Origin of the sequence: Bacillus sp. AP8 (genome assembly GCF_000321185.1) — a bacterium.
Classification (GTDB): domain Bacteria; phylum Bacillota; class Bacilli; order Bacillales; family DSM-1321; genus Bacillus_AD; species Bacillus_AD massilioanorexius.
Genome location: NZ_CAPG01000027.1, coordinates 393,094 through 406,231, shown reverse-complemented (window position 1 = coordinate 406,231; position 13,138 = coordinate 393,094). Strand labels below are relative to the sequence as shown.

The window sequence follows — 13,138 nt, the reverse complement described above, 5'->3', positions numbered from 1 at the left end:
TACTTTTAAATATATTATCACGCTGAAATTCTTAACTCCACAATGATTCACCGAGTTGTAACACCATTAGTTGTTCATTCGGAAGCTTTCTTTTTTCCCATTCTACTAGCAATCGTTGAAGAGCTTCTGGTCCCGTGTCATCTGCTAAACGATAAGCCCCATAATGCATGGGAATCATGATTTGTCCGTTACTTTCTAAAAAGGCTGTAATGGCGTCCTCTGGATTGATATGAGCATTTTTCATAAACCATTCTGGTTCGTATGCTCCTATCGGCATCAGGGTATGCGTTATATCAAATCTCTCACCAATTTCTTTAAATCCTCTGAAATACCCCGAATCACCAGCAAAATATACCGTTTGTTCAGCTGATTCAATGACCCATCCTCCCCAATGAGAAAGATTGGTATCGATGAGTGTTCGTCTAGTCCAATGTTTAGCTGGAACAAAAGTAAATACTGCCTTTTCACAACAAAAGCTTTCCCACCAATTTGCTTCAATTACATTTTTATATCCTCTTCTTTTGAATAGTGATTTCAGCCCAACGGGAATTAAAAATGTAATATCCCCTTTCAATTTCCGTATCGTCGCAAAATCTAAATGGTCATAATGCCCATGCGAGATTAATACATAATCAATTTCCGGTAGATCATCTAGTGAAATCCCTGGCTCAGTCACTCTTATTTCAAAGCCCATTCTTCTTGCCCACACTGGATCAGTTAATATATTCATACCATTCATTTGAATCAGAAATGTCGAATGACCAATCCAAGTAATTGAAAACTCTTTCCGGTTTTCGATTAATCGTTTGACTTCTTTCTTTTCTGCTTGCGATATTTGAACAGTTAAATCTTTTTTCTTGTATTTCCGTTCATTCTGCCATTTCTTGAGATCTGAAAAGGAACTAACTGCCGTTTCATTATCATAATTTGTATATTTTTTTCTCATCATATTTTCACCCATTACATCATTTGTTTAATCATGATTTTATAATGAATCCTTACCAAGCAATCTTTCCTTCGTATCCGTTTCAATACCATTTAGTCGCTTTGTAAATGTTGCTCTCCAGCTTTTTGAAAGAGCATCTATCTTAAGAATCATTTCAATCTTTTTCAAATTCGTTTTATCATGATGCATCACTTGATTCGCAAAATCAATTGTAATACCATTTTGATCTTTTTCCATTATCTCAATGACAGGAGAAGTTGTTACAATCCCTTCCTGGAGCACTCTCATATAGAAGCCAGTATAGCCTGTTTCCTGAATTTTAACAGGCAAATCATCTATATTATATCTTCTAGCAAGCTTATAGCAAGGTTGCCTAGGTTGGCTTACTTGAACGATAGCTTCCCCAACTCTCATTATATCCCCTATACAAATATCTGTTTCTAGCATTCCATTAACAGTTAAATTTTCTCCAAAGGCACCATAAGTTAATTGTCTATTTAACTTTTCCTCCCAATATGGATAGTGTTCATTGCTATAGACACAAACAGCTTTATCTTCCCCACCGTGATGAACTAAATCAGCCTGTGAATCACCTTCAAAATTTGTTTTCCCTAAATAGATGTCTCGATTGACTCTCGATTTAAAGAGACTGGTATATAGCTCCTTGCCTCTGTAGCCCAATTTCATAGGTCGACCAATATTAATTGACAATATTTCCATCATGTTAAGAAAAACTCCTCTCATAACATTGAAAATCATGAAAAATCTATGGCAAAAACCTTACTTCTTGTCTTTTTTAATTATAAAAACTTAAGTATTGTCTTCGATATAGCATTCAGCATTGTACGCCATCTTTGTCAAAAGTTTCAGTGCTAATTTTTGTTGCTCACATGTAAGATCTTTTGTTAGAATATTTGACCAACTTAATGTAATTTCTCTTAATTTAGGCTCAAAAGCATGTGCTTTCTCCGTTAAATAAATTTTCTTAACGCGTTTGTTCACACTAAAAGTTTTTCTTTCGATATAACCGTTTTCCTCTAGTTTTGATATAGCTCTAGCAGTTGTTCCTTTGTCCATTTTCAAAAGACAAGACAAATCATCTTGTGATACTCCTTCATTATTAAATAGCACCATCAAAAACTGATATTGGCCGGCCCCAATATCATATTGCTTTAACTGTTCAGTCATATATACATGACTATATCTATTTAGTAATGAAATCCATCGTCCAATTGATTCCTCATTACACTGTTGCAAAATTACACCTTCTATCGAGATTTAATGTCATATCATTGTAGTCTTTTTATAAGCGTACCAATCTTTTGCATTTATCACAATAAAATTGGATAAATCATATTTCTTGAAATTATATTCTTTTCAGATTAAGATTAATTTTGTTGCATTAACAACAATAATATTTTGTATGGATTCATTATCTATTAATGACAATAATTTTTTTGTTGCTATTACAACTTTTAACATTAAAATATATATACAACAAAGGAGATTTGCACTAATGGCAAAAACACTATTCATCAAAGCAAACAATCGTCCAATTGAACAATCCGTAAGCGTTAAATTATATCACGCTTTCATTGATCGTTATAAAGAGACCCATCCAAGCGACGAAATCATAGAACTAGATTTATATGCTGAAGCATTACCATACTATGATAACAATAACATCATGGGTAATTTCAAACACAATAATAAAATGGAATTAACAAAAGATGAACAACAAGCATATGACAATCAACATAAATATTTAGATCAGTTTTTAGAAGCAGATAAAATCGTATTTGGATTCCCATTATGGAACAAAACGGTCCCTGCTCCATTACACACTTATTTTGATTATTTAAATGTAGCTGGTAAAACTTTCAAATATACAGCAGAGGGTCCTGTTGGTCTGGCAGTAGGTAAAAAAGTAGCTATTTTAAATGCAAGAGGTGGAGATTTCTCTACTGATGAAATGGCTAGCGAAGAAATGGCAGTAAATTTTGTTTCAAAAACAATGCTTTCATTTGGGATAACTGATCAAATCATGGTAATCGCAGAAGGTCACAATCAATATCCAGACCGCGCAGAAGAAATTGTTACAGAAGCTATTTCTCAAGCTAAATTAGCTGCTGAGCAATTCTAAGCTATAAATAAACTTTTATTCCTATAAAAAAGGGTATCAACTAAGCTACACTTATAGTTGAACCCTTTTTTTATTTTACATTTATATACCCAGTTCAATACGGTAACATCCGCTATAGTTTAGCTATTGCTAGTCTATCCAATTAGTGAATGACTCAAAACTTCGAATGCTTGCAATGAAAACACTTTAATTTGTTATTTGTTTTAAGAATTTATGTAACCGTTCTTGATCTTCCTCTATCGCTTCTCTAAGCTTCGGATTATAAAAAACAGATGCTGGATGAAAGGTTGGAAAAACAGTATATACTTTCTTAGATTGTATAAAATGATTTTCTTCATTGATGTGTAGTACCGGGCTGTTGATCAATTGACCATGAACTTCTGTTATTTTCATGTTTCTTCCTAAGATTCTACGTAATCCAACATTTCCTAATGTAACAATGAGAGGTGCATGAACATGCTGTAATTCATAATCCAGTAATGGAGCATGTGCGATAATTTCACCAACTGTTGGTGGACGATTATATTTTTTTCTAATAACATTTCCTTGTCTATCCTTTTTTTCTTTCCATATATAAGGACGACTTCGAACTGTGCTAGTAATATAAACTTCCTCTCTCGATAGTCCTATTTTCTCTAGAAATTCCATTAGCTTTTTCCCAGCCCGGCCCGAAAATGGAATACCATTATTAATTTCTGTTTCTCCTGGAGCTTCTCCAACTAACATAAGCTTTGGAAATGTTGGGCCTGTACCAAAAACGAAGCCTTCTACTGAGAATCCTTCCATTCTTTCTTTCCCTATTTCCGCTAAATAGTCTGGAATTCGCATATTCATTCTCCTTGAAAAATCTTTGCTAGAATTCATTTAATGTGTACACTCATTATTCACAAGAAAACCCAAATGCATAACCCTCTTATTCGGCCTTAAAAAAACTAAAGCAGGCTCTTCTCAGATATAATGACACCATCTTCATCACAATAGACAAAATGTCCAGGACGCCATTCCATTCCACCGAATGTCAAGACTACGTGTCGATCCCCTTGTCCCCTTTTTATACTTTTTAAAGGATTCGTTCCAATAGCTAAAACCCCGATATTCATTTTGGATAGCTCTGCACTATCCCTTACACAGCCATGAATAATTATTCCAGAGAGCTTTCGTTCAACGGCAATTTCTCCAAGCATATCTCCCATTAACGCACATTTTCTAGAACCTGCGCCATCTACTACAAGGACACTTCCTTCTGGAACAGTTTGCAAGGCTTCTTTCACGAGCACATTATCTTCAAATACCCGAACTGTTGCTATTGGTCCAGAAAAGCTTCTTCTTCCACCATATGATTGAAATATCATTTCGCATATCTTTAAATCCTTACTATAATCATCACATAAATCCGCCGTTTTAAACGTCATTTCACCACAACCCCTTTTTATTGAATATTTTAACAATTATGAGCGCAATTTTTCTACTAAAAAACTTTATTTCTGCTAATTTATGTATAATCGATTCAAGTTTAGTGATTTATCGTTCAACTTTTCTATGAATTGATTTAACTTTTATCGTTTTCCGTTCAACTTGCTATTTATAGTAAAAGAAAGGACATTTTCTAAAAGATTGTTGTTATGTAATACTTTCACTAAATAAAATCCGTATAAAAAGATCGATTGGAGCGTAAGGTGCGAGACTCCTGCGGGAGTAGCGGTACAGGTGAGACCCCACAGGCACTATGTGCCGAGGAGACCCGACCGCCCCGCGGAAAGCGAGCATCCTGGAGCGGTACTCAACTCAGCCTATAAGCAAATAGAGCCAAAAGAAAAAACTGCTTTAAAATGAAAACAGCCTTTTACTTAAAAATTAAAACCCATTCGTTTTTTTTCTGATTTCCAAGAGTGAGAGTTTGCTTTTTCATTATCACTTTTTAATTCCTTACAAATTTTCTGAACATCAACGGCTTTCTCGTAATGCCATTGTAAAGCTAAAGAATTGTATACCTCATTTAAATCTGCAAATGAAAAGCCATCTGTATGATTAGCAACTAATTGAATCTCATCAAGATTAAGAATGTCATCCAATTTTTTTCTAACAAGATAATTGAAACGCATTTCATTTGTCGGCATTGGTATTTCATAAGCACGATCAAAACGACCTGATCGATTAATTAATGCTGGATCAATTCTTTCAGGGTAATTGGTTGTTCCAATTAAGAAAATTCCTTCTTTAGAAGTCGCACCATCTAATGTGTTCAAGAAAAAGGATCGGACTTCCTCAGGCATTGAATCAATATCCTCGATAATTAATACCATAGGAGCCATCTTTGCTACCGAAGAAAAAACTTCATTAATAGAATAGCTAGATGTATATTCTGTAATTTGCCAATAAGCGACAGGTGCGGAAATACTATTGGCAATAGATTTTACCAAAGTTGTTTTTCCATTTCCAGGATCACCATATAATAAAATTCCACGCTTATAAGGAATATTATATTTTTTGAAGAAATTTCCATTATGATTAAAAAACTCATCAATAGAGCGATAGATTTGCTTCTTCATATCTTCTTCTAAAAAAACATCCTCACGATTTACTAGATTCGTAATTTTTTCTTTTTCTGTTTGTACGTCACCATCTTGATCAACAAAAACAGTTACATAATCTTTTATATATTCTCTTTTTCTTTTCAAAATATATTGCAAAAAAGATTCCATATGCTCATCGCTCGGCGCAAAAATACATTCTTTATCCAAATCATCATGACTTTTATAAATAGGCATTTTCGCCAATCCAACTTTAAATTCTGGATAGTAGAATAGATTATTTAAAATACTTGGTTTAATGATAAATTCTAGCATTTTATCATTATGATTTGAGGAAATAAGAGAGGTTTCTACGCAATCATAGATTGGTGTTAATAATTGAACCGATTTACTTTTAAACTCCAAATCTTCTTCTAACACTTCCCAAATCTCATTGGTTGTTTCATAGTCTGAATATATACGAAAATCTTCTCCTGTTTCCTCTGATAAATAACTTTTTACTGAATGAATTGCACTAGCATAATCATAAAACATTGGCATTTGATTACGTTCATTTTGTGAAAACTTAATAATACTTTTCATTTATTCAATTCCTTTTCTAATTAAAAAATTGTTCTACTAGCTTTTGATAGACCTTAAAAAATTCAGGTGCATCTTCGATATCCTTTATCGCTTCAACTACAGACTTATTATACCAAGCTTGTTCTTTTTTACCACGTTTAAATGCAGTCCAAACCTTCTCTCCTAACTTATCATATTGCTGTATTAAAGATTGCAAATTATCTAATTTATCAGCAACGATTAATGCTTTTACTTCCAATGGAGCAGTTTGAACAACTTCAATGGTATGTTGCTTACGTTCTTCCCAAGATAAGGCTTTATTTTCTGTATGATATGCAACAATGGTTGCAACATCTTTTCCAAACGTCTCTTTAATTTCTTCAATCGTTACTGGGCAATCCTCTACCACATCATGAAGAAGAGCAGCGATTACCACTTCTTCGCGAAAATGAGCATCCTTTAAGATCCCTGCTACTCGAATGGGATGTTCAATATATGGTTGCGAAGAATTTTTTCGGGTTTGTCCATTATGAGCCTTCGTTGCAAATGCAAGTGCTTGATCATATTTTTTCATAACAATCACCACTTTCTAAAATATTTCTTTCTTATTCAATTATAATATATTTCTTATTTATGAACACTTTATTGACTAATATCTCGCTTTCTTACTATACTTCAATAAGGATATTAAAGAATATAGGTGAATACAGATGGATTTTGGAATACTATTTCTTTCATTTTACGTGATCCAGGTCGAGGGTGACGATGGTAACAAAATGATTAGACATTATCAAACATTAGATAAAGAAGAATTCGAACAAAGTACGTTACATGACTTCTTAGGGGGAGAACTAAAAAAGATTGCTAAAAGAAATGTTGAACGTCATCCTAAAGCAGAAAACGTGCCAACTAAGTTAGGCTACTTCGTAGTTGAAGAAGGTCATGAACTTTCTTCTAATCCAAACTTTGTATTATTTAATAAAGCATGTTTTTCTGAGACAAAGGAAGACTTCCATGAACACGCAGAAAAATTTGTACAATTGTACGCAGATACGAGCAGTGTTCGCGGGGGTGTATTTATTGTAGCATCAGCAAAACTAAATAAATACTTTGATGAACCATTTCTTTTTATTTTGAAATGTGATTTCGAACCAAAAGTTGCCTCCATTTCAGATGAAAAAACAATGATTCGTACTGTAGAAATGGCCATAACAACGAAAAACATGAAATCAATCATGTACCCTCACATGCCCGAAGAAGGCATGGTCGAGGAAGGCGAGCTAAAAATCCATCAATCCTCACATGCTCGTTATTTTGAGGATTTCTTGAAATATGTGGATTATAATGAGCCAATGCCGGAAATTATGAAAGCTCAGGTCATGGAAATGGTGACAGAAACCATCATGGAATCCTTAGAAGATGAAAGTGAAGAGTTCAAGCAATTTGAGCAAGAGATGGAAATTTGGAGTGTTAGTGATAAACGAGAATTGAAAGAACAATTAGAGACTCATCAAATCGTTGAAGCTACTGCCTCTATGGTTGAAATTACACCTGATTTAGAACTACGCATGAAACTTGACCATATTGGTGTAAACGGCATGTTATCGGATTTTGGAGAATCGGTACACGTAGCCAAGTTGAACGGCAAGTATGTAACGATTATTGAATCTGATACGATTATGTTTGAGAAAACGGCTAGTCCGATTGAGTTTTTGAAGCCTGATGAGTTGGACGAAGTAATTAAAAGAATACAAAATAAAAATATCTAACAATTTACGAAAATAATTTGGTGTAGTCACGGCAAAAACGGCGAAAGTCACACGATTTTGTGACCGCGAATGTGACCGCTTGTGACCGGAACGTGACCGCGTGACCGCACGAATTATTGGTATTATAGTAGGCTTCCTTGCGGTCTTCGTGACCGCTTTTTATTTTGCGCAAAAAAAAAGCCACGACCGGTTAGGATCGCGGCATACCAAAGTTACTTTAATAAGGTTATTTGGCGATATGTAGTTTCATCGCAACGTATATGTAAAGTAACCTCTTCATTATTTTCCGGATTGATTAAGTAGACAAAAGCCTTTGATTTATCTCTTTTCCGTCCGCCAACCGCAGCACCTGCGATAGTTCCTAACGGACCAGCAACGACGGTTCCTGCAATAGCACCTATTGCGGCTTTACCACCACTACGAGTTGATTGTTCTTCCCATTCGATATCGTCAAGAATGTACGCTAATCTATTACCAGGCGCAACTTCAATCAAGACCTCTCCACTATTGTCGCCGTTGCAAATATTCACATAGCGAGCCCCTTGCGGATGTCCTGCGATTACTTCTACGTTGATTCGAGTTCTAGTCCATTCACCTTTGGCGAAAATACTCTTAAAGAATCCCATCTAAACAACACCGACCTTTTTATGATAATTATACCATTTATACGTATCATTTCCAATAAGGTTTCGTTTATATGTACGCAAGGACGCGCAAAAGGTTTCATAATTCTGCACGCCCTTCGTGAAAATTATTTACTGCGATTATAAACTGCAGCGACGAGTGCCACCGCATCATCTAACGGCAACTTACCGCTCTTAGCTTTCGACACCCAATCGTTGCTGGAAATAATGCCTTTTTTATGCGCTTCTTCTATTAAAGTAACAACTTCGTTTTTTAAGGTATTCGAACTCGGATTGAACATGTGTGTTTTCTCCTCCTCTTCTTTAGACGAAATAGTTCCGCCCTTCAATAATGCGCCAACTAGCTTTTTGAACGCCTCAAAGTCCGCAGGCTTGCGCACCCACGGCGTCGGGCACGACTTATGCGTTATGTCGTAATGGCGCACAATGTCGTCGGCATCAAGCTTATATTTACGGCAAAGTTCCGCCACTATTTTCGCTGTACGTGCGATTGTATCAACGTGAATGGTGCCGTCCTTTTCCACGCACATTTCCACTCCAAGCGAGCACAAGTTAGCGTTTGGCTTAAGCGCTGGCACTCCGCGATATGAACCGTCGTTGGCGTGGTAAGCTACTTCATTTAACGGCACAATGCAGTAAGCCTCCGCGCGATCAACGAAGATGTGCGCCGAGGCTGAGCGTTTTTGTTCGATTGCCGTGCCGTCAAAATAGCGAAAATGGTTATAAGCACTTGCGCCAGGATTAGCCGTCCAATGTAAGACGATTTTCTTGACCGCGCCTAGCTTAGTGCCAGGTCGCGTATACTTGTTAACTCGAACATATTTGTCAGCCCAAAGTTGCGCCATTAGGCATCACCGCCAGGCTTGCGGTAACTTAGTGACTTCTTACTGTCGCCAATGCCCGGAGTCGTCGGGTCAATAAGCGCATTGTAGACGCTGACTGCAATCATCGCAACTACGTAAGGATTTTTTAGCGCGCTGAGTACAACGCCGTACAGCGTGCCCCAAGTCGTCATGTCGGCGCCACTAATGCCGAAGTAAGCTCCGATTGGCACTGCGATTGCTAGGAATACTTGCGCCAAGAATTGCACGTTATTTGCGCGAACTTTCCAGTTAATTTTCATTCCGCATCAACCTCCGATTATTTTATAGATTGTTAGCGCGATGCCAAGCGCTGATAGTGCGCTTGAAACCGCGAGTCCTACTAGCCATCGCTTATGCGTTTGCGCTTGCGATTGGCGTTCGCTGTCGAGCTCAACTAAGCGCTCAATGTCGCGCGCGTTCGTTTCCGTGAGCTGAATGGCACGCTCGGCTAGTCGTTGAGCATTGTCGGCGGTAACACGTATCTGCCGAACGTCGTCAAGCTTCGCTTCCATGCGCCCCATTCGCTCGTAAATGTCGCGAATTAACTCCTCATTCATCTTTCGCCTCCGATTTTAAGACATAAAAAATACGCCGTGGGTGGCGTTTACTAATCCTAAGCCGTAATAAGTTGTTGTACGATTTCACGTAAATTTCCTACGTCTGGAACTCTTTCAAATTCTATTTGTCCTGCTAGAATTAAAATTGCATACGATTGAGCGATTTTTGAATTTGTAGTAAATGTCATAAAAAACATCTCCTTTGTTATTATTAATAATAATTTAGTTAGTGAGAACACTAGAAACAACTTCCTTTAAATTGCTGAAATCAAGGACATCATCGATTGTTTTTAACCCTTTTTGAATAAGTAATACGTAATCTTGCACAAGCCTACTATCTTGATTGAACACTATACACCACCTCCATTCATAGCCGCCATCATTTCAAATAACTCTATATTAGATTGAGCTATATCTAAACGTAATTGTTCGATTTCTGAAGGTGGTATAACTTCTAAAATAGCTTGGTGTGGCGTAACCGAAACATCTACACCAATACCATCCGTAATTTTCAATTGCTTGCCTTCTGGAATGTCAGCCCATAAAAAAGGTACTCCAATCGGTTCTTTTGGTGCTGGTTCTCCGCTGCGTACAGATAAAATAAAGCCTGCATTATCGTGAACAATCAATGTTTTAGTCATTATTTTTCCTCCTATTCATAAGCTATCCAATTTAATTCGTCAGTAACACCTACATAAACGGTGAAATTTTCATTAGTTACAGTAGCATTATTTTTAGACGTACCTACTCCACTTACGCTTCCGTTAGGATCAGAATAGTAAGCATAAGCTAAATATCTATTTTGATTAAAATTACTTGATGTTGTCCAAATGCCGGCATAAGTGCCATTAAACCAAATTATTACGCTTGGTTTAAATGATAAACCACTTACTCTTATGAATTGGTCTCCTGTATTCGGTTTGTATTTACCACTAGCCCACTTCTTACCTAAAGGAATATTTTTAATACCTTGTTCAATCGCATCGAAACTCGATCCAGCAGTAATATTAGCACCTTTACTATTTGCAGATGTTATCAATTTGCTTTTAACACTAGGTAAATAAGTATCGTTAGAATCTACATCAGCCTTAACAATTTCGGGTAACTTCGCGTCACTTGCCAGCCTCTTATCAAAGGTATACGTCCATTTGTCGCTACCCATCGATATTTCAATCGTATTCAATCCGCCTGCTGCATCAGCATATTTACCGTATTTAACCACGTCCCATTGTGCCTGTGTTAGCGATAATGTTAACGACTGACCACTTGTTGCAGTTTTCGTTCCGATTACTACACCGTTTACTTTTTCAGTAATCGTCGACATTGTTCCATCCGTCGTAATCGCATAGTTTAGTAGATTAGTACGGTCAGTTTTCGCGCCAATTGCTCCTTGAGCTGGTGTAATATTCGTTACCGTCCACGAACCGTAGAAGCCGACTTTTGCTGTGTCTTTGTAGATAAATAACGGACTTGAGAAATTTACGGATAAATCGAATAATGTAGAAGGGTACGTAAAGATAGATGTTGACGTAGTGTCTTTTAAAACGGACATACTACTTGTTGTACTTCCATCTATCGTTATCATACAAACATCATAAGTAATCACGTTATTACCGTAATTAAACACGAAGAATATTTTATTATTTTTATTAGCTGTGATACTCACGAATTGTGAATGATAAGGAGTTACACCTGTTGTCATCTTTATCGCTGTTACCCAACTCATACCGCCATCATCTGAATAAGAATATCTAATATTCGTGGTTGTTTGAGCTTCAGCATCAAAACCATGCCACGCCACCCAAATTCGCCCATTAGCTAGCCCGTTAATGTTTTTTGGAACGAATATTGCTGAAGGTGAATTTTGAGCATATGTGTCGGCTGGCGATACTCGACTATATGACCAATTCACATCTACATTTGTATTACCATTAGTTAATTCAGTGTTTCGTTTTATAGCGAAAATTCCTAAATATCCATTCGTTGATGTCCCAGACAATCCTCCACCTTGACTCTCGTAGAAAGTGACGGGTATCCCATTCTTATCAAGAATAATAGATGGATTAACGAATTGAAAAGTTGTGTTATTTATCTTAGTCACTTGTTCAACAGTACCCCAAACAACCGTACCATCACTATTAATTATTCCTTTAGCATAGCGAATATTGAAACTGTTTGGATATGTGCTGTTTTTACTACTCCACGCTGCGTGTAATTCTGTACCAGTTTCATTGATGGCTATGGAAACTCCGCTTAATCCCATTTGAGCCGACGCTTCCATGTCCTTATTTACCCCAAATGTTGCACCTACCGTTGTCACATCAAACCACGAAGTGTAAATACTTGCTGTTGCATATCCGTAAAGAAGGTATACCTTTGTTCCTTTACTAGCTACAGATAGTCCAGAAACACCACCAGAACCAACAGCATACTGTGTTAATAATGTCGGTGTTGTAGCAAAATTATCCTTAGTTACATAAATTTTAATTGCGTTATTTGCTGTATCTATCAAGGGTATGATTATCCATCCATTACTCAATAGTTGCGGTCTAGCGCTCGCTAGTGTTTGATATGGGCTATTGATTACTGTTGCATCATTTATTACAGGCATTTATTTCACCGTCCTTTCTAAGCTCCTAAAATGCCGTTGACTGCGTTAATTATGTTTGTCATTTCCGCATCACTTAACTCACTCCCTTCACCCTGTAAGATAAAAGCCGTTCCGTTGTATGAAAGAGTGTAAACTCCATTAGCTTTAAGCTGTCCTGCATTGACGTCTGATCCATTCGCCTTCTTAATTGCTTTAACACCTAATCCATTAACGTTAAGGGTTGCTGCTCCTGTATTATCAACGTTTATTTTCACACGTAAAGAAACACCTTCGGCATATGCTGAGAGTGCTGGTGATAATGTAGCGATATACGCGTTTGCTGAACCTGTAACATTTGCGTAACCTGTGTGCGACAGATAATCAGCCTTATGTGTCGTAACTTCTTGCGATAATGTAGTGATTTGACCTTGAATTGCATTGCCTGCCGACTGTAACTCAGCGCTAGATGCTACTTTACTATCAACCGCCTCAGCCAGTGCATTCATGTCACGCACAACGTCAGCGCTCATATTA

Annotated in this window: 17 protein-coding genes; 2 read left to right on the top strand and 15 right to left on the bottom strand. The window is 36.9% G+C overall.

From position 1 onward, the window contains the following. Positions 1-31: 31 nt before the first annotated feature. The 3 genes from BN349_RS06825 to BN349_RS06815 all read right to left on the bottom strand — a co-directional run bounded on the left by BN349_RS06825 (position 32) and on the right by BN349_RS06815 (position 2,203). Positions 32-949: an MBL fold metallo-hydrolase gene (locus tag BN349_RS06825; protein ID WP_026089210.1), complete on the bottom strand. Its 918-nt coding sequence runs from the start codon at positions 947-949 to the stop codon at positions 32-34. A 36-nt stretch (positions 950-985) separates the two neighbouring features. After that, the gene (locus BN349_RS06820) at positions 986-1,669 is read right to left on the bottom strand and encodes an MOSC domain-containing protein (RefSeq protein WP_019241539.1); all 684 of its coding nucleotides are present in this window, start codon (positions 1,667-1,669) and stop codon (positions 986-988) included. Between the two features lie 87 nt (positions 1,670-1,756). Beyond that, positions 1,757-2,203 (bottom strand): MarR family winged helix-turn-helix transcriptional regulator, encoded by a 447-nt coding sequence (locus tag BN349_RS06815; RefSeq protein ID WP_019241538.1) that lies wholly within the window; start codon positions 2,201-2,203, stop codon positions 1,757-1,759. A 259-nt stretch (positions 2,204-2,462) separates the two neighbouring features. On the opposite strand from BN349_RS06815, the gene BN349_RS06810 reads away from it, so the two are divergent. Next, positions 2,463-3,089 (top strand): FMN-dependent NADH-azoreductase, encoded by a 627-nt coding sequence (locus BN349_RS06810; protein WP_019241537.1) that lies wholly within the window; start codon positions 2,463-2,465, stop codon positions 3,087-3,089. 186 nt (positions 3,090-3,275) lie between these two features. On the opposite strand, the gene BN349_RS06805 is transcribed toward BN349_RS06810, so the two are convergent. The 4 genes from BN349_RS06805 to BN349_RS06790 all read right to left on the bottom strand — a co-directional run bounded on the left by BN349_RS06805 (position 3,276) and on the right by BN349_RS06790 (position 6,755). After that, the gene (locus tag BN349_RS06805; protein ID WP_019241536.1) at positions 3,276-3,917 is read right to left on the bottom strand and encodes a uracil-DNA glycosylase; all 642 of its coding nucleotides are present in this window, start codon (positions 3,915-3,917) and stop codon (positions 3,276-3,278) included. Positions 3,918-4,021: 104 nt separating this feature from the next. Beyond that, a complete protein-coding gene (gene rraA, locus BN349_RS06800; RefSeq protein WP_019241535.1) occupies positions 4,022-4,501 on the bottom strand; it encodes a ribonuclease E activity regulator RraA in 480 nt (159 codons plus the stop codon). A gap of 435 nt (positions 4,502-4,936) precedes the next feature. Next, the gene (locus tag BN349_RS06795; protein ID WP_019241534.1) at positions 4,937-6,202 is read right to left on the bottom strand and encodes an AAA family ATPase; all 1,266 of its coding nucleotides are present in this window, start codon (positions 6,200-6,202) and stop codon (positions 4,937-4,939) included. A 16-nt stretch (positions 6,203-6,218) separates the two neighbouring features. Continuing rightward, positions 6,219-6,755: an HD domain-containing protein gene (locus BN349_RS06790; RefSeq protein ID WP_019241533.1), complete on the bottom strand. Its 537-nt coding sequence runs from the start codon at positions 6,753-6,755 to the stop codon at positions 6,219-6,221. 136 nt (positions 6,756-6,891) lie between these two features. On the opposite strand from BN349_RS06790, the gene BN349_RS06785 reads away from it, so the two are divergent. Beyond that, complete coding sequence (locus tag BN349_RS06785; protein ID WP_019241532.1) at positions 6,892-7,950, top strand: DUF3900 domain-containing protein; 1,059 nt, start codon at positions 6,892-6,894, stop codon at positions 7,948-7,950. 212 nt (positions 7,951-8,162) lie between these two features. Here the strand turns inward: BN349_RS06785 and BN349_RS24810 are convergent, their stop codons facing one another. The 8 genes from BN349_RS24810 to BN349_RS24805 all read right to left on the bottom strand — a co-directional run bounded on the left by BN349_RS24810 (position 8,163) and on the right by BN349_RS24805 (position 13,119). Then, the gene (locus BN349_RS24810; RefSeq protein WP_019241531.1) at positions 8,163-8,576 is read right to left on the bottom strand and encodes a hypothetical protein; all 414 of its coding nucleotides are present in this window, start codon (positions 8,574-8,576) and stop codon (positions 8,163-8,165) included. Between the two features lie 125 nt (positions 8,577-8,701). Further along, positions 8,702-9,439 (bottom strand): peptidoglycan recognition protein family protein, encoded by a 738-nt coding sequence (locus tag BN349_RS23535; protein WP_019241530.1) that lies wholly within the window; start codon positions 9,437-9,439, stop codon positions 8,702-8,704. Further along, positions 9,439-9,717 carry a phage holin gene (locus BN349_RS06770; RefSeq protein WP_019241529.1) on the bottom strand — a complete coding sequence of 93 codons (279 nt, stop codon included), beginning with the start codon at positions 9,715-9,717 and terminating at the stop codon, positions 9,439-9,441. Before BN349_RS06770 ends, BN349_RS23535 begins: the two co-directional genes overlap by 1 nt. Positions 9,718-9,723: 6 nt before the next feature. Further along, the gene (locus BN349_RS23530) at positions 9,724-10,014 is read right to left on the bottom strand and encodes a hypothetical protein (protein WP_019241528.1); all 291 of its coding nucleotides are present in this window, start codon (positions 10,012-10,014) and stop codon (positions 9,724-9,726) included. Positions 10,015-10,070: 56 nt separating this feature from the next. After that, a complete protein-coding gene (locus BN349_RS26615) occupies positions 10,071-10,202 on the bottom strand; it encodes a hypothetical protein (RefSeq protein WP_019241527.1) in 132 nt (43 codons plus the stop codon). A gap of 162 nt (positions 10,203-10,364) precedes the next feature. Then, positions 10,365-10,655 carry a hypothetical protein gene (locus BN349_RS06750; RefSeq protein ID WP_019241525.1) on the bottom strand — a complete coding sequence of 97 codons (291 nt, stop codon included), beginning with the start codon at positions 10,653-10,655 and terminating at the stop codon, positions 10,365-10,367. An 11-nt stretch (positions 10,656-10,666) separates the two neighbouring features. Further along, positions 10,667-12,625, bottom strand: coding sequence for a hypothetical protein (locus tag BN349_RS06745; RefSeq protein ID WP_019241524.1), 1,959 nt, complete (start codon positions 12,623-12,625; stop codon positions 10,667-10,669). Positions 12,626-12,642: 17 nt separating this feature from the next. Next, entirely contained in the window at positions 12,643-13,119 is a 477-nt protein-coding gene (locus BN349_RS24805; RefSeq protein WP_157381021.1) for a hypothetical protein, read from the bottom strand. Between the last annotated feature and the right edge of the window lie 19 nt (positions 13,120-13,138).